Origin of the sequence: Polaromonas sp. UC242_47 (assembly GCF_044452385.1) — a bacterium.
Classification (GTDB): domain Bacteria; phylum Pseudomonadota; class Gammaproteobacteria; order Burkholderiales; family Burkholderiaceae_C; genus Polaromonas.
In genome coordinates, this window is the sequence record NZ_JBIOAO010000003.1 from 309,038 (window position 1) to 328,552 (window position 19,515).

A 19,515-nucleotide genomic window follows, 5' to 3' on the forward strand; every position below is an offset into this window, starting at 1 on the left:
TCATGAAATACCTGCAAGGCAAAACCGGCTGGAGTTTGTTGTTCATCGCAGGCCTGCTGTTTCCGTTTGTGGTGGGTAACGACTACCACCTGACGGTGATGTCGACGGCCTACATCTTTGCGATCGCCACCGTTGGGCTCAATCTCATCACGGGTTACACCGGCCAGTTCAACCTGGGGCACAGCGGCTTCATGGCCGTCGGCGCCTACACCGTCGGCATTTTGACGGTGGACCACCAGGTGCCGTTCTGGATCGCCTTTGCCCTGTCCGGCGTGATCGCGGCGGCGCTGGGGTTTTTTGTGGGCCTGGTGTCCTTGCGCCTCAAGGGCCACTTCTTTTCCATCTTCACCCTGTGTGTCGGCTACATCATGTTTTTGCTGATCGAGAAGTGGGAAAGCCTGACCCACGGCACGGTGGGCATCATGGGCATCCCGGTGCCGACGGCCATCGGCGCGCTGACCTTCGACTCGCCGCGTTCGCTGTATTACCTGGTGTTTTTTTTCCTGGTGATCGGCATGTGGGTCATGCACCGCATCGTCAACTCCTTGTTAGGCCGCACCTTCATGGCGATTCGCAACGGTGACGAACTGGCCGAATCGCTGGGCATTCACCTGATGCGCAACAAGCTGCTGGCCTTCATGTTGTCGGTGGCGTATGCCGGTTTTGCGGGCGGCTTGTACGCGGGTTTTGTGCGTTTCCTGGGGCCGGACCTGGCCTCGGTGGAACACACCTTCAACATGACCATGTACATGCTGATAGGCGGTCTCGGCACCTTGCTCGGGCCGCTGCTGGGCGCGATTGCCATGCCCTGGCTCACGCAGTATTTGCAGTTTCTGCAGGAGTTGCGTTACATGGTCTTCGGCCCGATTCTGGTGCTGCTGGTGATTTTTGTGCCGCACGGCATTGTCGGTACCTACCTGGGCTGGCGTGCGCGCCGCGCCGCGATGGCGCCTGCAGTGACGCCGGCCGCACCGGCACACGCGACACCGACCCGGTCCGGCGCGAAACCCACGGTTGCGCCAGGAGGCCTCGATGCTTGACATCTCCCACCTCAGCAAACACTTCGGCGGCCTGGCCGCAGTCAACGATGTCAGCACCACCATCGAAGCCGGCAAGATCAACGCCATCATTGGTCCCAACGGCGCCGGCAAAACCACCTTCTTCAACCTGATCAGCGGCATGCAGCAGCCCAGCGCCGGTAGCATCACTTTTCAGGGCCGGGACATCACGCATCTGCGCACCGACCAGGTGGCGCAACTGGGCATTGCGCGCACCTTCCAGAGCACCACCTTGTTTGACATGGCGACGGTGCTTGACAACCTGATCGTGGGCCACCGCTTGCGCACACGCTCCGGCCTGCTCGATGTGCTGGTCAACTCGGCGCGGCTCAAGCAGGAAGAACGCATCTGCCGCGAGAAGGCCGCGGCCGCGCTTGATTTTGTCGGGCTTTCGCACATCGGCAACCGGCTGGCCGGCGACATTTCGCAAGAAGAGCGCAAACGTGTGGCCTTTGCGCTGGCGCTGTCGACCGATCCGGTGTTGCTGCTGCTGGACGAGCCGGCCGGCGGCGTGAATCCGGAAGAAACCACGGGCCTGGCCGACCTGATCCGCAAGATGGTCAAAAGCGGGCTGACGGTGTGCCTGATAGAACACAAGATGGACATGATCATGCGGCTGGCTGACAAAATCCTGGTGCTCAACTACGGTGAAAAAATCGCCGAAGGCACACCGGCCGAAGTTCGTGCCAACCCCGCGGTGATCGACGCCTACCTGGGGAGTGAACATGCTGACGCTTGAGAACGTCTCGCTCAACTACGGCAGTTTTCGCGCGCTTAATGGTGTGACCCTGCACGCCAAAGACGGCGAGCTGGTGGTGCTGCTGGGCGCCAACGGCGCCGGCAAAAGTTCTATCTTCCTGACCATCAGCGGCCTGCACAAGGCGGCCGGCGGCAGCATCCAATACGGCGGCCGCGAACTCGCCGGCATGAAACCCTCACACATCGTCGAACACGGCGTGGTGCAGTGCCCCGAGGGCCGCAAGTTGTTCCCGCAGATGTCGGTGCTCAAGAATCTGATGCTGGGCGCGTATGTGCACCGCGGCGACAAGGCCGGCAACCTGAGCCGGCTCGAAGAAGTGCTGGCCCTGTTTCCCATCCTCGATCAAAAAAAGGAAGACGCTGCCGGCTCGCTCAGCGGTGGCCAGCAACAAATGGTCGCCATCGGCCGGGCGCTGATGGGGCGGCCCAAAGCCCTGCTGCTGGACGAACCTTCGTTAGGCCTGGCGCCGCTGGTGGTCAAGCAGGTGTTCGAGGTGATCCAGAAAATCAACCGCGCCGGCACCACGGTGTTGCTGGCCGAACAAAACGCCTTCGCGGCGCTGAAGATCGCGCATCGCGCTTACGTGATTGAAAGCGGGCGCATCGTGATGGAAGGCGACCGCGACACCCTGCTCAACAACGACGCCATCCGCAAGGCCTATATCGGCGCCTGATGCATCCCTCACCCGTTCAGCAAGTTGATCCCACAGGAGACATTTCATGAATTCGCACTCAGGTTTCAAACGTCTTTCCGCCCTGGCCCTGGTGGCCGGCATGGCGCTGGCCGGCGCCCCTGCCATGGCGCAGGAGGTGGTCAAGATTGGTTATTCGGGCCCGCTCAGCGGCGGCGCCGCGCTCTACGGCAAAAACGTGCTGGACGGCATGACCATGGCTGCCGGCGAGATCAATGCCGCCGGCCTGGAAGTTAACGGCAAGAAGTACAAAATCGAAATCGTGTCGCTGGACGACAAATACAACCCCAGCGAAACCGCCATCAATGCCCAGCGCCTGGTACAGGAGCACAAGGCCGCAGTGATTCTGGTGCCGCATTCGGGCGGCATCTTCGCACTGCAAACCACCAATGAGGCTCAGAAGTATTTGCTGCTGGCCTATTCCAGCGTGCCGCAGATCACGGCCACCAACAACAAGCTGACCTTGCGGATTCCGCCGGAATATACCAGCTACATCCAGCCTTTTGTGAAACACGCCATGGGCAAATACGGCAAAAACCTGGGTATCGCGGACGGGGACCACGACTACGCCAAGGCCTGGAACGCGGCCTTCAAGCCGGCCTGGATCGCGGCCGGCGGCAAGATCGTGGCGGACAACCCCATGTCTTACAACCGCGCCACCGATTTTTACAGCGGCGTGAGCCGTGTGCTGGCAGCCAAGCCCGATGTGATGTTTATTGGCGGCGCGTCGGAGCCCACCGGCCTGGTGGTCAAGCAGGCGCGCGAGCTGGGCTTCAAGGGCGGCTTTGTCATCATCGACCAGGCCAAGATGGACGAGATCAGCAAGGTCAGCGGTGGTTACGCCTCGCTGGAAGGCGCCATCGGTGTCTTGCCCCTGGTGGACGACGGCGAGCCGACGGCCAAGGCCTTTGTCGAGCGTTACCGCAAGTTGTTCCCGGGCCGCGACCCCAGCTCCGAAGTTTCGCTCAACTACACGGCCGTGCACGCCGCGGTCGAGGCCATGAAACTGGCCAAGACCACCACCGACGCCACGGCGATTCGTGCGCAACTCGACAAGGCCATGAAAACCTTGTCACCAGCCCACAACCCGAACTCCCTGACCGGGGTTGACAGCAAAGGCGGCAGCCTGGCCGATACCCGCGTGGCGGTGGTTGAAAACGGCAAGATCCGTGAGGTCAAACTGAGCGCGATCAAATAAGCTGCGGCACGGCTGCTCAGAAAGAAAGCCAGGCAATCCGCCTGGCTTTTTTGATGGACCACCACGCGCGCGGTGGGGTCAGGTCGCTGGAGGGCCTTCCGTCCCTTCCGCCGCAAAAAACTGCGCCAGTGCATGGGCGGTTTCCAGCGGCAACTCTTCGGGGATGAAATGCCCGGCCGGCAGGGACTGGCCGCTGACCATGCCGGCACACTGCGCTTGCCACAGCGCCAGCGGTTGGAAGAGCCGATGGACCACGCCGCGTTCACCCCACAGGACATGGGTGTCGCAGGCAATTTTTTCGCCCTGCGCGCGGCTTTCGCGGTCGTGCACCAGGTCTATGCCGGCGCTGGCGCGGTAGTCTTCGCAGGCGGCGTGAATTGCCTCGGGCGTGCAAAAGCAGCGTTCGTATTCCAGCAGCGCTTCGGCCTCGATGTAGTTCAAACCCTGGCTGCCCCAGCCGCCCAGCTTGGCGTGCAGATAAGGCAGGGCATTGCCACCTATCATGGTCTCGGGCAGCGGGCTGGGCTGGATCAGGTGGAACCAGTGGTAATACGCCGTGGCGAACTGCATGTCGGTGGCGTTGTACATGTCCAGTGTGGGTGCAATGTCGATCAGACACAGCTTGTGCACACGCCCCGGGTGGTCCAGCGCCAGCCGGTGCGCCACGCGGCCGCCGCGGTCGTGGCCGCAGACATAAAACCGGTCCCGGCCCAGCGCGTCCATCACGCTCAGCGCGTCCTGCGCCATGTTGCGTTTGCTGTAGTTGCTGTGGTCGGGCAGGCCGGCCACCTTGGACGAGTCGCCGTAACCGCGCAGGTCCGGCAGGACGATAAAAAGCGCGCCTGCAGCGCCTGCACCACGCGGTGCCACATCACATGGCTTTGCGGAAAACCGTGCAGCAGCAACAAGGCCGGTCCCGCCACATTGCCACCAAAACGCGCGAATATGGAGGTGCCGTTGACTTCGAAGTCGCGCGCTTCAAAACCTTCAAACCAGGCATTGGGCAGGGTGGAGGCCATGGTCAGTTCCGTCCGGGGCTAGTGACAGTGCGCCGCGCCGGGCCGCCCCAAGCAAGCACAGCCCCCTCGGGGGGCAGCGCAGTACACGAAGTGACAAGCATGGGGGCCTCAATTCTTGTTGTCGAGGTATTTCTGCAGGTTGGCCGCGGCCTGTGCCCGCACCTTGTTGCGCAGAAACGGGGTCCAGCCCAGCAGCAGGCCAGGTGTACCCAGTGCCTGGCGCGACCAGGCCCAGAAGTCGAAAGCATCGAGCTGGGTGCGGATCAGGCCTTGCGCATCGAAGGTGAAGCGGCTGTTGACCACGTTGTGCACCATGCGGCCGGTGGCGCTGAAGCGGTAGTCGGCCTCCCAATGGGCCTGGCCGCTGGTCGCATCGGCGCTGATGCCGCTGTAGTCCAGCCGCCAGACCTCGCGCCCGCTGGCCTGGGTGGCGTCGCAAAGCATGTGCCACATGCCGGTCACCTGCTGATGACCACGCAGCGAAAAAACCTCGTCGTCAAACGAGGCGTCGGCGGCATAACACTGGGCCATGGTGCCCGGGTCCAGGTGCGCGAAGGCGTCGTAAAGCTTCTCGATGGTGTGCTGGTTGGCAGGCATGAACAAACTTTCGTCAGTTGTCGTCAAAAGGGCCGGGGACCGGTTTGGGCTCGGGAAATAGTACACCGCCTGGGGCGTACGTGGTGGCGCATTTCCCTGCCTGGGAGGCCTACACGCTTTGTAGGCTGGCACCGCTTGGCCTTGCCACGCTCAGGGCGTATAAATAATTCTGGACGATTTTTTCATGGAGAAATGACATGAGCAACCCGCCCCCTTATCGCGAACCGGCTGACCGCCAGCGCGTCAACGTATATGACGCCTGGGAAGAGCTCTATTGGGGCGAAAAGCTGGGTTGCACCGCCCAGCAGTTGCGTGCGAGCGTCGATGCGGTCGGGGCGCGGGTGGAGGATATCAAGGCCTATCTGGCCACAATGCGGCACAAACCGGACCCGACGGTACACCAGCCCCGTTGAAGCCCTGGCCCCAGCAGGGGCAGGACTGCCGGCCTGACAAACGGCCGCAGCCATGGCTAGACTCTTTTTTCGCAGCGTGCCGGGGTGTGACCCAGGCATTGATAAAGCTTCAAAACCACCCATCTGCACAGCATGATTCCTTTTTCCGTTCTGGACCTCTCCCCCATCGTGGAGGGCGGTGACGCCGCGCAATCCCTGCGCAACACCCTTGATCTCGCGCAACATGCCGAACGCTGGGGCTATCAGCGTTACTGGCTGGCCGAACACCACGGCATGGCCGGTATTGCCAGCGCCGCCACGGCGGTGGTGATTGCCCATGTGGCGGGCGGTACCTCGCGCATACGGGTCGGTGCCGGCGGTGTGATGTTGCCCAACCATTCACCGCTGGTAATTGCCGAGCAGTTCGGCACCCTCGAATCCCTGTTCCCCGGCCGCATCGACCTGGGCCTGGGGCGGGCGCCGGGGTCCGATCAGGCCACGGCACGGGCCTTGCGGCGCGACCTCAATGCCGACCCGAACGAGTTTCCGCAGGATGTGGTGGAGCTGATGCATTATTTCGAACCGGTGGCCGAAGGCCAGCGTGTGCGGGCCGTGCCTGGCGCCGGCCTGAAGGTGCCGGTCTGGATTCTGGGCTCCAGCCTGTTCGGTGCGCAACTGGCGGCCGAACTGGGTTTGCCCTTTGCGTTTGCCTCGCACTTTGCGCCGGCGCAGATGATGCAGGCGATCGAGGTTTACCGCAGCCGTTTCAAGCCGTCGGAGCAACTGGCCAAATCGCACGTGATGCTGGGCTTCAATGTGTTTGCCGCCGATACCGACGCGCAAGCGCATTTCCTGTCTTCGTCGATGCAGCAGGCTTTTGTCAACCTGCGCAGCGGCCGGCCTTCGCGTTTGCAGCCGCCGGTGGACGCGTACGAAGAGCGGCTGACGCCACCCGAACGCGCGATTCTGGAGCAGACCTTGTCGTGCTCCGCGATTGGTTCGCCCGAGACCGTGCGGCGCGGCCTGCAGGCCTTTGTGGACCGTACCGGCGCCGACGAGCTGATGATCACCTCGCAAATTTTCGACCACCATGCGCGCCTGCGTTCTTACGAAATCACCGCCAGCCTGCAGGGCTGAGGCAAGCATTCAGCGCTCGGATTCCTTAAGCCAGCCAGGGCCGCGGAACCGGCTTCGCCGGGCCGTAGGCGCAGCGGCCCCCTCGGGGGGCAGGGAGTTACACGAAGTGAACGACCGTGGGGGCTACTTCTTAACGGACAGCAACTCGATCTCAAACTCCAGCGTGGCATTCGGCGGGATCACGCCACCGGCGCCGCGTGCGCCATAAGCAATCGCTGGCGGGCAGGTGAGTTTGGCCTTGCCGCCGACTTTCATTTTTTGCACACCTTCGGTCCAGCAGGCGATCACGCGGTTCAGCGGGAACTCGGTGGGCTCGTTGCGTGAATAAGAGCTGTCAAACTCCTTGCCGCCCGGGAAGGTGCCGCGGTAATGGACCTTGACGGTGTCGGTTGCAGCCGGGCTGGCGCCGCTGCCTTCTTTCAGTGAACGGTAGACCAGGCCGCTGGGGCTGACGCTGGCGCCGGCTTCTTTGGCCGCCAGTGCGGCCGCATCGGTTTGGGCCCAGGCGGCAGGCAGAAGCATGAGGGAACAAAGACTGGCACAGAGGATGGATCGCACAAAAACTCCTGAGTTTGTTTTCTGAAACGGCCATTGTGCCCCGGCGCCCGCAGTCGTTATCCCGCCAGGGTTGTGTGCTGGGGCATGGCGCGGCGGCTTAAGCCAGCAATTGCAGCAGCCGCTGCAAGGCATGGTGCACGGTGGCGGCACGCACGGCGGCGCGGTCGCCGTCGAAGTATTTCATTTCACTGCTGAGTTGGCCATCCACCATGAAGCCGAACCAGACCGTGCCCACCGGTTTTTCAGGGCTGCCGCCACTCGGGCCGGCCACGCCGGTGACGGCGACCGCCACTTGGGCTTTGGAATGGGTGATCGCGCCTTGCGCCATGGCGCGCGCCACCGGCTCGCTGACGGCGCCGTGGGTGGCGATCAGCGCCGCATCCACACCCAGCATCTCGGTTTTGGCCTCGTTGGAGTAAGTCACCAAGCCGCGCTCAAACCAGTTGCTGGAACCGGCCAGATCGGTGCAGGCGGCGGCGATCATGCCGCCTGTGCAACTTTCGGCAGTGGCCAGCAACCAGTGTTTGTTCAGCATCAAATCGGCCACCAGCCCGACCAGGACAATTGTAGGTAGCTCTGAATTTGATAGCGGTGGGGCGGTCATATGAAGAAACGCCAGAGCGCCATCACCAGCAGCGTGCAGGCCGCGGCCACCAGGTCGTCGAAGATGATGCCGAAACCGCCGCGGGCATTGAAGCCTTTGAAGGCCTGGTCGGCCCAGGCCACCGGACCGGGTTTGACCGCATCAAAAAACCGGAACAGACCAAAGGCCACCAACTGGGCCCAAAAACCGGTGGGGCTGATCAGCCACAAGACCAGCCAGAAGGCCACCACCTCGTCCCAGACGATGTTGCCGGGGTCCAGCACCCGCATGTTTTTGGCGGTCACGGTGCAAGCCCACCAGCCGACCAGCAACGAGGCCGCAATCACCAGCCCCATTTGCGCAGCCGTCAGCCAGGGCGCCATCACCACAAAAGCCAGCCAGGCCCACAGGGTGCCGGCGGTGCCGGGCGCGACCGGGCTCAGGCCGGAGCCAAAACCCAGCGCAATCAGGTGGGCCGGATGGGCCAACATGAAACGGGCCGTCGGCCGCTGCGGGGTGGAGGGGGAATCGGGGGGATCGGTCGGACGGGTCATGACGTGAGGGGCGGGTGGCGCACGCCCTGATTATGGTCAGGGCTGGCGGCGGCGGCAATCGCCGAGGCTTGCTGGGCGGGCTGGTCTGGCGCAATTATGAATGAAATAGGCCTCCAGCCCAGATAGGACGGACGCAAGCAGCTATTGATTTGGTAGCGAGTCGGGCAGAGGGTTGTTCAGCACGGCCAGCAGCGTGGCATCAAATACCGGCGCCTGCTCGAACTGCACCCAGTGGCCGGCGTCTTCTATCCACTGCAGGCCCTGGAAGTTAGGCGCGGCTTGCAGGGCCTGGGCCAGGATGTCCTGGCGCTGGCGGTACAAGGCGTCTTCACGGCCGTAGATCGCAAACACCGGGCAGTACACCCGGGTCAGCGCCTGCGCCAGCGCGTCGGTATAAGCCAGCCTGCGCCCCTTCATGCGGTCGCGCAAGGTGTTGTCGGTGTGGATACGCAGCGCCAGCGTACTGATGGCCCTCGGGCCGGTACAACATCAGCGCGGCCAGGTTGTGGCGGTGGATGGCCTGGCGTTCCGCCGGGTCGCTGAGATGGCGCCAGGGTGTGAGCGTGACGGTGTTGCGCGACGCCACCCCCAGGCCGGGCGCGCCCACCAGCACCAGGCGCAGCACCCGCGCGGGAAACTGCGCGGCCAGAAAACCGGCGACCATGCCGCCAAAAGAAAACGCCACCAGGTCGCAAGCACGTTCGCCCAGCAGGATTTGCAAACCGGCTTCGACTGGTGCCGGCAAGGCGTCGGCGTCGGTTCCGGTGCTGGGTGGGGCCGAGTCGCCAAAACCCGGCAGGTCGGCCGCATAGACCTCGCGGCCGGCGCGCACCAGGGGTTCGATGTTGCGCAGCCAGTGCGTCCAGCTGCCGCTGCCGCCGTGTAGCAGCACGACAGGCGGGTGCTCGGCCAAGGCCTGGGCCGGGTTCGGGCGCCAGACATGCCAGACCATGGTACCGGCGCCGCAAGGGGTTTCAAGACGGGTGGCGCTGGTTTGCAGGCGCTGGAGGTCGGGCGGTAAATCGCTGGAAAAATCTGAAGTCATCGCAGGGTTATACCTGCTTGGCTGCAGGTCGGCGTACGTGGTCGCCGCAGGTTGCTGCCCGGGCGACCCCGATCAGGCCGCCAACTGCAGTGCCACGCGACCGGCGCCACGCAACACGTCGATCAGCGCGGCCGGTTGGTCTGGCGCGTGATCACTGCGCCAGACCACATGTTGATCGGCGCGGCACAACACGAGGCGGTGGTGGTAGGCGTCGGGAACGTCCGGCGCATCCACGTCCAGCACCGTGAGCGGCACACCGCGGGCCTGCGCCGCCAGTACCAGCGCCGAGATTTCCCCCCCGTTGCCAAACCGCAGAAGCGTGTAGCCCGGGCCAAAAGCGTCGTACAGCGAGCGGCCGTCGCGCAGCCAGAAGTGCGGGGCGCGGCAACCAGGCACCGTGGACGGCGTGAACGCGCCCATGGTGTAGACCGGCGGTGTTTCCCCATCTTCCACCATGATGGGGGAGTCGCTGTAGTAGTAGCCAAAATTCAGACCGGCGCAGCAAAACTGCTGCACGTTCAGGTCGTAGGCCTCTTGCCCAATCTCGGTGCGTAGCGCGTCGCCTGCTGGGCCTGCCTGTTCGATGTTGGCGGGTACTGCGCGGCGGGCCTTGATCATTTTCTGTGCGTGGTCCATCGCGAATTGAGAGACCTGTCCGGTGATCGGCTGACGTTCGGCTTCGTAGGCATCGAGGATGGCCTCTGCACCCCAGCCTTGCAGCCGGGCCGCAAGCAACCAGGACAGGTTGATCGCATCGGCAATGCCGGCATTCATGCCGTAGCCGGCATAAGGCACCCACAAATGCGCCGCATCGCCGGCCAGGAACACCCGGCCGGAACGAAAGTGATTGGCCACGAGGCGGCGGCCAACCCAGTCTTCCTTGCTGATGATCTCGTAGTTGAAATCGGGACCCACGCCGAGGATGTCGCGGATGGATTGGTCGCGGTCCACCGAGTCGAACTCGGGCTCTTCCGCATTCAGGTGGTTGTGCACCAGCCAGGTTTCGTGGCCGTCAATCGCAAACATGGTGCCGCAGCGTCGCGGGTTCATCGAATAATAAGACCAGGCGCGTTTGCCCGGGATCATTGCGGCCAGCTGGGGGGCGCGAATATAGGTGGACTGCACGCGCTGGATCACGGCTGTGCCTTCGAGTTTGGCGCCTATCTGCTTGCGCACCGTGGAGCCGCCGCCGTCGCAGCCGACCATGTAGCGGCAACGAATGCGGCGTGTAGCGCCGGTATCGAGGTCTGTGGCCACAGCGGTCACGCCGTCGGCATCCTGGGTGAAGCTCTGGATCTGCGTGCGGTTGAGCAGCGTCACACCGGGCAGCCCGGCCGTGTGTTCCAGCAAGATAGGCTCCAGGAAAATCTGGTTGATGCGGTGCGGCGGTTCCGACGTGGGCCACCAGGCGTCGGGACCTTCGGTTTCGCTGTAGCGGTCCTGGCGACAGGGGATGGGGATGCGCGTGAGTTCGGTGCCGGTGACGCTGGTGCGAAACACCACGTCGTTCGGGTAGTCGGCCGGCAGGCCGGCATCGCGCAACTTGTGCGCCACGCCCAGGCGGCGGAACTGCTCCATGGTGCGGGCCGCCACGTGGTTGCATTTGACGTTGGGTGGCTCCGCGTAACGGCGGATTTCGGCAATCACCACGGGGATGCCGCGCGAGGCCAGGTCCATGGCCAGCGTCAGGCCCACGGGGCCGGCGCCGACGATCAGGACTTCGGTGTTCAGTTCAGCAGACATGGCGTTCTTTCAGTCGATCTTGGTGCCCGAGAGCTTGATGACCCGGGCCCATTTCGTGGTCTCGGATTTGATGTAGGCGTCAAACTCGGCCACCGTGCTGGGCGCCGGTTCCACGCCCAGGTTGCGCATGCCGCTCACCAGGTCGTTCTCCTTGAGCGCGGCCGTGATCTCCTTGTTCAGGCGGGTGACCACCGCGGCCGGGGTGCCGGCCGGTGCCACCACGCCAAACCAGCCGGTCGAGTCATAACCGCTGAGTCCGGCTTCGGACACCGTGGGCACATCGGGCAGCATGGGCAGGCGTTGCGGGCTGGTCACGGCATAGGCCACCAGCTTGCCGGCCTTGATGTGTTGCAGCGCGGCCGGCAGGTCCACCACGGCCAGGGGAATCTGGCCGGCCAGCACAAGGGGGGTGATGTTTGAATTGATCCAAAAACAAACGGGCAAAAAAACGCCGGAAAACGGCATGGAATCAAGGGTTTACGGGCTTTTGGCCTGCTGAAACGAAAACGTTTGTTTTGATCCAGTCAGTGACAAAAATCGGCGCGCAAAAGCTGATTAATTGCCCGAAAAATAACAACAAGCTGAGCAATTGAAGTCTGGAAATTGCCAGAACTTCCCGGCTGACCTAAAATTTAATCAAGCCGGTGGACTGGAAAGCACCATGCCCCACGCAGCCTTTGCGTGATTATGAGGAACTTGCGACCCTCCCGGCCCCTTTCATAGCTTCCCGACCAGCAGCTTGTACTGGCCGGACTTCAACAAGTCGCCGCGCGGCGACGATCCCAAACTGACCACCGATGCCGCCAGCCCGGCCTTGGTCTTTACGTTCGGACGCAGGACGATCTTTGCCACGCTGTCGCCCAGAACCCCCGCCCAATTCGTTGCTTGCCCGAACGGCACAACCACCAGCGTGCCGTTTTTAGTGTCCCAAAGCACCGCCCGATAGTTCCTGACATTCTCGGGAAGCGCGTCGATCCAGTCGGCTGGCCAGAGTTGCGCGCCCTTAGCGGCCTTGTGGGCGCCAGTTAAATGGACCGTTTTGCTGTCCAAGACTGCGACGGCGGTTGTCTCCAATGCCAGCGTAGGCACATGCTCGGAGAGCGCGGCCAGCGTGCGGCTGTCCAGAAAACCCACGATCTGTGCGTTTCCGCGTGCGACCTTGTCGGTTTTAATGACGTTTCGAAAGGCTTTGAAATCGTCATTTAAGACCTTTTGATAGGCCGGTGAAATGGTTTTATCGACCATCGGCCCCTGCAAGTAGCGCGGCAACGCGGCCAGCTTTTGGCCTAGCGCCAGCTCGGGGCTTAACCAGCTCTGGCCGACGTTGTGATCCCAGCCAGGGTCGATGCCGACCGGCACCTGGTCTTTTATCTCGCCGTCCTGACTGACAACAGTGCGAGTTTTCAGATTGAAGGGTGCGCTGGGCTTTGTCCCCAATGCCTTCAGGTCGTCCTCGCTGTAGGCGCGGATCGTGCACCGGCAGCGCCAGCCGTTGGGCGGGTAGTGTGTTTGCCAGAAGGCATCGCCGATGGGGAAAACTAGCCCATTCCATGCCGCGTGTTGTGGCCTGACGCGAGAATCGCCAGCCGTCCGGTATTCAAGGTATGGCCTGCTGCCACTGTTGGCCAGCAGTTGCTCCCAACGCCCGGCCATATGGGAGCTGCGCATGTTGGTGTCAAAAATGACCGAGGTACGCCAGCCGCGCTTGCCTTTGTACGTCCATCCGTGGTTCTGCACAGCGGCGTCAAAGTCCTTGCGGAATTGGGTAATCGTGGAGCCCTTTTCGAGGGCGCCGACCAGCGATTTTTGAATGTCGGCGACCAGATCGGTGTTCGTCGCCCCCCGCGATGGCAAAGACTTTGCCATGCACCGGCCCGGCCAGGTCATCCCATGCCGTTGTACTCTCGGGCAGCTTGCCTTTAAGGTTATCGATGGCCCCCTTGAATTGGACGCCAAACTCGCGAGCGGCGACCTGATCAGGCATGCGGCCCTTCGCAGATATCGCCAGCCTTGACTACGCGCAAGGCCAGATCGTGCGCAAGGCGATGCTCAACGCTTGCGCCTTTGGACGTCTCCCAGCCGGGCAGAAGCGCGACGCAATCACAGGTGGCCAATTGCGCGATGGCCATCCGCATGTATCCGGCCCACGACTTGCAAGGCGGCACGGGGTTGTCGGCTGGGTTTTCTACGTGATAGCCCAGCGCACGCAGGCGCCCGGCCTCTGCGTTAAATGCCGGATAGTTGAATTCCGGCAACCCGGTCATCGGGCCAGCAATGTAGATGCGTTTCATGGTGCATTCGTGGCCACGCCACGCAGAAAGGAATAGGTCATAGCCTGGTCAAGCACCTCGCGCAGGCCCTGATCGTCCATCTGGCCGACCACGTCCTGCAGCGCGGCGCTGAACTCAGCCAGCGTCTTGCCGTCGCGTTCGAACTGGGCCAGCATGTTCGCAATCGGCTCAATCATTTGGTCGGCAATGACCTGATCGGCGGCGTCGATTGCCAGTTGCTGCGCCTGGTCGTCCGTCATGCCCGCTTCCCTGGCGAAGCTGAAGCCGGGAACCTTCGAAAAGTTAACCGCCTTCAGGTCTGGCTTGCCGGTGGGCTGTGGAGGCTTTACCTCGGGCCTGGCATCGGGCAAAAGCGCATCGCTGTCGTCCTCGGCTTCTGGAATGCCCAGTTCGATCAGCATGGCCTTGCGCGATGGCTTGGCGCCGGCCTTGCGTGCCACGTCGTAAGTCTCTGCGCGGTCTTTGCCGGCATCTTCCTGCTTGAAAAACTCCAGGGTCGGCGGTGCAATACCTTCACCGAAGTTGAACAGCGTGATCCAGCGAAAAATCTGGCTCATGCTGGACGCCGCGATGTCGCGGTCGGAGTCATGCACGCTGTTTTGTCGGACCTGGGCGGTGTCGGCTGCGGCGCGTGAGCCGACTTCCATCTGCTCGCCGATCATGGCCTGGCTGGTCAGGGCCTTGCTCATTTCCCGGTTGGCCAGGCTGATTAGGGCCTGCTGTGGTGCCGCACCAGAGCCGCCCTGCGGCACCAGCAACTCGATGCCCGTTCCCTCCTGCACCACCAGGTAGCCGGATTCGACCATGCTGGCCAGAGCATCGGCGAGCTGATCCTGTTCCTTTTCTCCCGTCCCGACTGGGTATCGGCCGACAGGCCAAGGCAGGCCGTGGCGCTCGCAGTACTTGACGAAATAGCGCCAGCCACCAGTTTTGAAGGTCCACGGCCAAAAGCAACTGGACAGCAGCGCCATGCCGTATGGGTTGTCCGTGGTGGCCATGTGCCGCGAAATGGCGAACTGGTAGGGCTCGACGGGCGCACCCATGGGCGCGGCCCGGCTGACCAGCAGCGGGTTGGCGGATGAGTCGAAATGAATGCGGCGGCCTGGGAGATCGGCGACTTCGCTGGGCACCAGCTTCCCGGCGGCGTTAATGTTCCAGACCAGCTCGTGGGCCTTGTAGCCGGTCAAGATGCAGGAGCACATCTGCCACATCACCTCCATCCAGTCGGCCACCTTGTTAGGCGGGCCGCTCTGCATCCAGCTCTGGCACAGCTCCATCGCTGCGGCCGCCTTGGGGTCGTTTTGCGCGCCGAGTTTCAGGCGGTATTCATGCGAGCGAAAAGAACCACGAATGGAGCGAATCTCGCCGATTACATGGCTGTCCGCCATGATGGAACGGTAGACAACATCGGTCTTGCCCATGGCCCGCAAGATCGGGTCAGGATTAGGCAGCATGGCCAGGGAGGAAAGAAAGCGCTCAGGGTCGGTTTCGGCGGTGGCAAGCGGTTTGCCCAGCCAGCCTTTGACGCCTTGGATCAGGCCACGGAGGGTACTCATTTTTTATTTCCTTTTCGGGGGCCGGTTTTGATTCGGGGAATGCCGCCAGCGCGTGCGACGCATATCTTCCAGAGCATTTCCAGCGCGTCTGGGCCATCGTCGTGGTCGGCCTCGGGCCAATGCTTCAGCTGGGTGTTTAAGACCGTGTGCGCCTGGCTGAAGCGGATCAGTCCGTTAAAGACGTGCGGGCTGAGCGACTCAATCCGCAGGTCCTTGTCGGTGTGCGGGATCACCGGCATGGCTGGCACCGGGACGCCCATGATTGCGGACTGCTTGACCAGCTCCTGCCGCATGAACTCCTGAAACTGGACGGCCTCGAAGGCCCACACCAGGCACCCGTACTCACGCTGAAATTCGATGACGTGGCTGATCTGCAGGCTAGGAGTGCGGCGGGCCACTTTGGCTTCGATCACATCGAGAATTCCATGATTGCGGTCGAACCCTCCCACCAGCGTTGCGGACGGGTCTCGCTTATTGGTGTTTTTCTTGCCCAGGCTGGGATCGTGCGACCCGTAAAAAATCCAATCGCGAGACGGCTGCACCCAGTACTGCATCGTTGAAAAGAACGACGCCTCTTCATTGCTCGGGTCGTTCTGATACTCGCAATCGAAGGTGTGGTGGTCGCCCGCCCGAATCTGCATAAGCCGCAGCAGCGGGCGCATGGTCGGCCAGCTAACAATCGCACCGCGCTCCATGTCGGCCTTGTTTTCCCGGTAGAAGGCGTCCGCTTCGGTTTCCCGCTCTTCATCGTCCGGGTCTGCCTCGTCCGGCACCTCCTGATTGATGAACAGCTCCTCCCACTTCTGCCACAGGTCCATGCGGTCGGGCCAGCGAATGACAGCCTTGAACTTCTTGCGCGTGCGCCACTGGGGATTGCTGTGAAAGCGGTTTGCGGCCGAGTCATAGTGCAGGATCGTGTTCAGGTAGAACACATCCAGCGAGCCGTCGGGCGGGCCGAGCGGCAGCACGACCTTCTTAACCCACTTTTCGACCTTATCGCGCTGCTCCTTGCTGCGCACGTTCTCGTCATTCTCGATATCGTCCAGCCAGACGAAGTCGGGGCGATGGGGGCCGTGGCGTAGGCCGCGCATCCGCGTGCCCGAGCCGAACGCCTGAATCTTGGCTTCGTTTTTGGTGAGGATAACGCCGGCATTCCACACGCGGCCGGCGCCGCAGGCTTCGGGGAAGTCCATCGCCAAACGCGGGTTGCTGTCCAGCTCGACCTTGACGGCCTCCAGCATGGTCGCGGCCTGGCCCAATGAGTCCATGACAATGGGAATGAACTTCTTGCGACCGGTGACCACCAGCCAGATCGTTCCGAGCTGCGTGCCCAGCGTAGACTTCGCCTCGCCACGCGGCGCCGACAAGTTGACCAGTTGGCCGGTGGCCTTGTCCACCAGGATCGGCAGGTATTTGTAAAGCCACGCCTGAAAGATCGATGATTCGCTTTTGACGTAGTGCGGGAAGTACGTGCGGCAGAAGAACTCATAGTCATACTGCGCCCTGGTGCGCCGCATGTCCCGCGCCGAATAGTCCGTGGCAAAGCCCTCGCACTCGGCCTCGATCATCACGCGCTGCTGCTCGGCAAAGCCCGCCAGTTCAGCGAGAAAATCTTTGTCCTTTAGCTTTTGCTGCTTGGCCATCGCTTAATTCCCTGAGCCAAATTCGGCGACGAACTCCGGCCCCGCGGCCTCGGCCAATTCGATAAATTGCTTCTGCAGCTTGGGCGCATTCTTGCCGATGAAAACGGTCATGAACTTCAGCACGTCCATGGCCACGGCCAGGCGGTTGCCATTGGGCATGGCGCGGGACGCGGCGCCGATGGCCTTGTTGAAGCCGTCCATCAGCTTTACCAGAATGTCGGCGCGCTTGTCAGCGGGCATTTTTGGGTCGGCTTTAATGGCTTCGATGGTGGCCAGGAACTGTTCGGACAGGCCGCCCAGCACCTCATTGGCCATTTCCTCCATGCCGCCCTTGCTCATGCGGCGGGCGTTCTTGGCCAAGTCCCAATCGTCGCCTTCGTCAGCGGCCGTGCGCTTCCAGTTTCGGGCGGTGTTGTACGACACCCCGCACAGCTCGGCGGCGCCGGTCAGAGGCATGCCCTGCAGGTATTTGCCGCGCACCTTGCCGCGTGTGGTTTTGTCGTGAGCCATCTGCTTACCTGTTCGCCATCTTGATGGCTTCGATAGCAGCCGCCACTACAGCGCCTGCGAGGGCACCGCCGCTTGCTACGCGCATGGCTGTGCCGCGTTCGTTCTTTTCGATCACGCCCACACGAGCTTCCACACCAGTCAGGCGGCCCTCAATAGCGTGCCGAAAGTCGTTGATGCGCTGGTGTGTCGAATCATGGTTCGATTGGATGACTTGCATCATCAGTTTGAGCTGCCCCTGCACCTCTCCCATCTGCTGCAGCAATTGCTGGTTTGGATCACTCATAAACCGCGTCCTTTGGATTTTTCAAAAGTTGACTGGCAATGGATGCAGCGAATCGCTCCCGGCACTGCCTTGCGCCGGTCACAGGGGATGGGTTTGCTGCAGGACGCGCAATCGATCTGGCCTTCACCTTCCAGTTGGGCCTGAGCGTGTCGCACTTGGGTGTCGCGCTGGGATTGCTCCAGCGCTGACGCCTGTTCCAAATACTTTTCATCCACCGTTGCGCACCTCGATGGCAACAGGTCCGGCAGCGGCAACCACCTCGCACGGAGCGGGGATGCCGGGCAAACCTGCCGGATTCCAGCCAGCAAGGCGATACACCGCCGCCGACAGCGCCGAGCAGACCTTGCGGCCGTCGTCAGCGTCCGGCGCTTTCCAGCCCAGCTTCAACCTGGCCGCGATGCGCAGCAGGTCAATGAAGTCGTAATTGATCGGCGTGCCCAGAATGTTGAAGGCTTCGATAAAGACATATTCCGGGTCAGCCACCGGGCAGCGGATCACGTCAAAATCGGTGTCGCCCAACTGGCTCATGGGCACGATGCCAGCGACGATGCGTGTTTCAATCATCATCAGCCGGTCGCACATCCACAGCGCCACCGCGGTGTGCGTATAGGGCGACTTGGTGAACCACCGCACCAGGGCTGGAAAGCCGCCGTGCGTGGTGCGCAGAGCGATCAGATCGCCAGTCTTGATGTGGCTGCGCGCTTCAACGTAGTTCATTCGTTGTGCGCCACTGGTTGCATTGCTCACGATTGACCTCCAGAAAGTCCAGCAGATTGCACATCTGCGTTGCGAGCTGGTGGTACGCCTTGGCCACCAGACGGTGATTCGCCTCCAGATCGGGCACCTTGCCCGTTGCCGCCTGTGGCAGCGGGGCCGGTGCCTGTGTCAAGTTCGCGGGCGGCGCCACCTTGATCGGCTGTATCGACGCGTCCGGCGTTGGCTGAGTTCCACCGGCGCAGCCGAGCGTCAGGCAGCACGCAACTATCAACAGAGTCAGCAGCTTCATGGCTTGAATCCTTCGTAAGTTGTTCAAAAAACTGATCGACGGCAGCGCGGCCTTTTTCCTGCGCGTTGCCAGAGGCGTCGGCACGCTTGAGGTCGCCCTTTGTTTTGGCGTTGGCCTTGGACTGCTGCTTTTTGTCGGACTTGGTGTGTGCCTCTTCGCATTCCTGCTTGCCCACCTTTTTGCCGTGTTCGTACAGCGCCACTTCTGCGCGGCCGATAGCAGCCAGACAGGCGATGACAGCTATAGCGATGCACCACTTCACCCAGGTCTTCATGAGCAGCTCCCCGCACCCCAGCCCGCATACAGCGGCTCATATCGCCGCAGGATGACTTCGGGGTAATGCTGGTTCTCGCGCTGACTGGCAGGGGTCACGCCGGGGTTGATCGTGCAAGTGGCGTCAAGGCACCGCCCCGGCTCCTTTGAGAGCCTCTGGCGCTTGTAAACCCAGCCCAGGCCGCCGTTGTAGGCACTCAGGGTGAAGGCCATGCGCTCGCAGTCGTCCACCGCCTTGATGCGGTCGGCCAGCCATCGGTCATAGGTGACGAGTGCGCGCAGTGCCCAGGTGGGGTTTGTCGGCGCCCGGTCGCCCAGGCTGACATACAGGCCGCCGATCCAGTTGCTGGTTGCGGGCATGAACTGCGCCAGGCCTACCGCACCCACCGGGGACCGCGCATCCTCGCGCCAGCGGCTCTCCTGATGGACTTGTGCGGCAAAGGTGGCCACAGGGGCATTAAGGCCCCAGACGCGCTGTGCCTCGCGCTTGAGCGTGGCCTGATGACGCTGGGCGTCCCTTGGGATGCCTTGAGCACAAGCCACGGACATGAACGCGCAAAGCATCAGTAGCGCCAGGCCTATGTGGAACCACAGGGCCATGCGGGCGGCCAGCTTCAT

Annotated in this window: 24 protein-coding genes and 1 pseudogene; 6 read left to right on the forward strand and 19 right to left on the reverse strand. The window is 62.5% G+C overall.

Annotated features, from left to right (window positions below; all coding sequences use genetic code 11):
* Positions 1–2: 2 nt before the first annotated feature.
* Genes ACHMXK_RS23135 through ACHMXK_RS23150 form a run of 4 tightly spaced genes read left to right on the forward strand, consistent with a single transcriptional unit; the run spans position 3 to position 3,707 of the window.
* Positions 3–1,040 (forward strand): branched-chain amino acid ABC transporter permease, encoded by a 1,038-nt coding sequence (locus ACHMXK_RS23135; RefSeq protein WP_397443053.1) that lies wholly within the window; start codon positions 3–5, stop codon positions 1,038–1,040.
* Positions 1,033–1,797, forward strand: a complete 765-nt coding sequence (locus ACHMXK_RS23140; protein WP_397443054.1) for an ABC transporter ATP-binding protein — start codon at positions 1,033–1,035, stop codon at positions 1,795–1,797. The genes ACHMXK_RS23135 and ACHMXK_RS23140 overlap by 8 nt, the downstream gene beginning before the upstream one ends.
* Positions 1,784–2,491, forward strand: a complete 708-nt coding sequence (locus ACHMXK_RS23145) for an ABC transporter ATP-binding protein (protein WP_397443055.1) — start codon at positions 1,784–1,786, stop codon at positions 2,489–2,491. Before ACHMXK_RS23140 ends, ACHMXK_RS23145 begins: the two co-directional genes overlap by 14 nt.
* Positions 2,492–2,537: 46 nt before the next feature.
* Positions 2,538–3,707, forward strand: coding sequence for an ABC transporter substrate-binding protein (locus tag ACHMXK_RS23150; protein WP_397443056.1), 1,170 nt, complete (start codon positions 2,538–2,540; stop codon positions 3,705–3,707).
* Positions 3,708–3,785: 78 nt separating this feature from the next.
* Here the strand turns inward: ACHMXK_RS23150 and ACHMXK_RS23155 are convergent.
* Both ACHMXK_RS23155 and ACHMXK_RS23160 read right to left on the reverse strand, forming a co-directional pair.
* A pseudogene (locus ACHMXK_RS23155) lies at positions 3,786–4,726 on the reverse strand (alpha/beta fold hydrolase).
* A gap of 108 nt (positions 4,727–4,834) precedes the next feature.
* Positions 4,835–5,323, reverse strand: a complete 489-nt coding sequence (locus ACHMXK_RS23160) for a nuclear transport factor 2 family protein (RefSeq protein ID WP_397443057.1) — start codon at positions 5,321–5,323, stop codon at positions 4,835–4,837.
* Between the two features lie 197 nt (positions 5,324–5,520).
* On the opposite strand from ACHMXK_RS23160, the gene ACHMXK_RS23165 reads away from it, so the two are divergent.
* The gene (locus tag ACHMXK_RS23165; RefSeq protein ID WP_397443058.1) at positions 5,521–5,736 is read left to right on the forward strand and encodes a DUF3606 domain-containing protein; all 216 of its coding nucleotides are present in this window, start codon (positions 5,521–5,523) and stop codon (positions 5,734–5,736) included.
* 132 nt (positions 5,737–5,868) lie between these two features.
* A complete protein-coding gene (locus ACHMXK_RS23170; RefSeq protein ID WP_397443059.1) occupies positions 5,869–6,852 on the forward strand; it encodes an LLM class flavin-dependent oxidoreductase in 984 nt (327 codons plus the stop codon).
* A gap of 123 nt (positions 6,853–6,975) precedes the next feature.
* Here the strand turns inward: ACHMXK_RS23170 and ACHMXK_RS23175 are convergent, their stop codons facing one another.
* The 17 genes from ACHMXK_RS23175 to ACHMXK_RS23255 all read right to left on the reverse strand — a co-directional run bounded on the left by ACHMXK_RS23175 (position 6,976) and on the right by ACHMXK_RS23255 (position 19,446).
* Positions 6,976–7,374, reverse strand: coding sequence for an FKBP-type peptidyl-prolyl cis-trans isomerase (locus ACHMXK_RS23175; RefSeq protein WP_397443060.1), 399 nt, complete (start codon positions 7,372–7,374; stop codon positions 6,976–6,978).
* Between the two features lie 133 nt (positions 7,375–7,507).
* Complete coding sequence (locus ACHMXK_RS23180) at positions 7,508–8,014, reverse strand: CinA family protein (protein WP_397443062.1); 507 nt, start codon at positions 8,012–8,014, stop codon at positions 7,508–7,510.
* Positions 8,011–8,547 carry a phosphatidylglycerophosphatase A gene (locus tag ACHMXK_RS23185; protein ID WP_397443063.1) on the reverse strand — a complete coding sequence of 179 codons (537 nt, stop codon included), beginning with the start codon at positions 8,545–8,547 and terminating at the stop codon, positions 8,011–8,013. The genes ACHMXK_RS23180 and ACHMXK_RS23185 overlap by 4 nt, the downstream gene beginning before the upstream one ends.
* A 141-nt stretch (positions 8,548–8,688) precedes the next feature.
* A complete protein-coding gene (locus tag ACHMXK_RS23190; RefSeq protein ID WP_397443064.1) occupies positions 8,689–8,898 on the reverse strand; it encodes an alpha/beta fold hydrolase in 210 nt (69 codons plus the stop codon).
* Positions 8,876–9,592: an alpha/beta fold hydrolase gene (locus ACHMXK_RS23195; RefSeq protein ID WP_397443066.1), complete on the reverse strand. Its 717-nt coding sequence runs from the start codon at positions 9,590–9,592 to the stop codon at positions 8,876–8,878. Before ACHMXK_RS23195 ends, ACHMXK_RS23190 begins: the two co-directional genes overlap by 23 nt.
* Before the next feature lie 72 nt (positions 9,593–9,664).
* Positions 9,665–11,335, reverse strand: coding sequence for an FAD-dependent oxidoreductase (locus tag ACHMXK_RS23200; protein WP_397443067.1), 1,671 nt, complete (start codon positions 11,333–11,335; stop codon positions 9,665–9,667).
* 9 nt (positions 11,336–11,344) lie between these two features.
* Positions 11,345–11,779: a tripartite tricarboxylate transporter substrate-binding protein gene (locus tag ACHMXK_RS23205; RefSeq protein ID WP_397443068.1), complete on the reverse strand. Its 435-nt coding sequence runs from the start codon at positions 11,777–11,779 to the stop codon at positions 11,345–11,347.
* 273 nt (positions 11,780–12,052) lie between these two features.
* Positions 12,053–13,201, reverse strand: a complete 1,149-nt coding sequence (locus ACHMXK_RS23210; RefSeq protein ID WP_397443069.1) for a phage minor head protein — start codon at positions 13,199–13,201, stop codon at positions 12,053–12,055.
* Positions 13,202–13,311: 110 nt separating this feature from the next.
* Positions 13,312–13,626, reverse strand: coding sequence for a DUF4406 domain-containing protein (locus tag ACHMXK_RS23215; protein WP_397442764.1), 315 nt, complete (start codon positions 13,624–13,626; stop codon positions 13,312–13,314).
* Positions 13,623–15,182 (reverse strand): DUF935 family protein, encoded by a 1,560-nt coding sequence (locus ACHMXK_RS23220; RefSeq protein WP_397442762.1) that lies wholly within the window; start codon positions 15,180–15,182, stop codon positions 13,623–13,625. The genes ACHMXK_RS23215 and ACHMXK_RS23220 overlap by 4 nt, the downstream gene beginning before the upstream one ends.
* Positions 15,179–16,825, reverse strand: a complete 1,647-nt coding sequence (gene terL, locus ACHMXK_RS23225) for a phage terminase large subunit (RefSeq protein ID WP_397442761.1) — start codon at positions 16,823–16,825, stop codon at positions 15,179–15,181. Before terL ends, ACHMXK_RS23220 begins: the two co-directional genes overlap by 4 nt.
* A 3-nt stretch (positions 16,826–16,828) precedes the next feature.
* A complete protein-coding gene (locus ACHMXK_RS23230) occupies positions 16,829–17,335 on the reverse strand; it encodes a DUF1804 family protein (protein WP_397442760.1) in 507 nt (168 codons plus the stop codon).
* A gap of 4 nt (positions 17,336–17,339) precedes the next feature.
* On the reverse strand, positions 17,340–17,618 hold the full coding sequence (locus ACHMXK_RS23235; protein WP_397442759.1) for a hypothetical protein: 279 nt from the start codon (positions 17,616–17,618) through the stop codon (positions 17,340–17,342).
* The gene (locus ACHMXK_RS23240; RefSeq protein ID WP_397443070.1) at positions 17,615–17,833 is read right to left on the reverse strand and encodes a TraR/DksA C4-type zinc finger protein; all 219 of its coding nucleotides are present in this window, start codon (positions 17,831–17,833) and stop codon (positions 17,615–17,617) included. Before ACHMXK_RS23240 ends, ACHMXK_RS23235 begins: the two co-directional genes overlap by 4 nt.
* Positions 17,826–18,365, reverse strand: a complete 540-nt coding sequence (locus ACHMXK_RS23245) for a hypothetical protein (protein ID WP_397442758.1) — start codon at positions 18,363–18,365, stop codon at positions 17,826–17,828. Before ACHMXK_RS23245 ends, ACHMXK_RS23240 begins: the two co-directional genes overlap by 8 nt.
* Positions 18,362–18,898 carry a hypothetical protein gene (locus ACHMXK_RS23250; protein WP_397442757.1) on the reverse strand — a complete coding sequence of 179 codons (537 nt, stop codon included), beginning with the start codon at positions 18,896–18,898 and terminating at the stop codon, positions 18,362–18,364. Before ACHMXK_RS23250 ends, ACHMXK_RS23245 begins: the two co-directional genes overlap by 4 nt.
* Positions 18,895–19,446 (reverse strand): transglycosylase SLT domain-containing protein, encoded by a 552-nt coding sequence (locus ACHMXK_RS23255; RefSeq protein ID WP_397443102.1) that lies wholly within the window; start codon positions 19,444–19,446, stop codon positions 18,895–18,897. The genes ACHMXK_RS23250 and ACHMXK_RS23255 overlap by 4 nt, the downstream gene beginning before the upstream one ends.
* Positions 19,447–19,515: the final 69 nt, after the last annotated feature.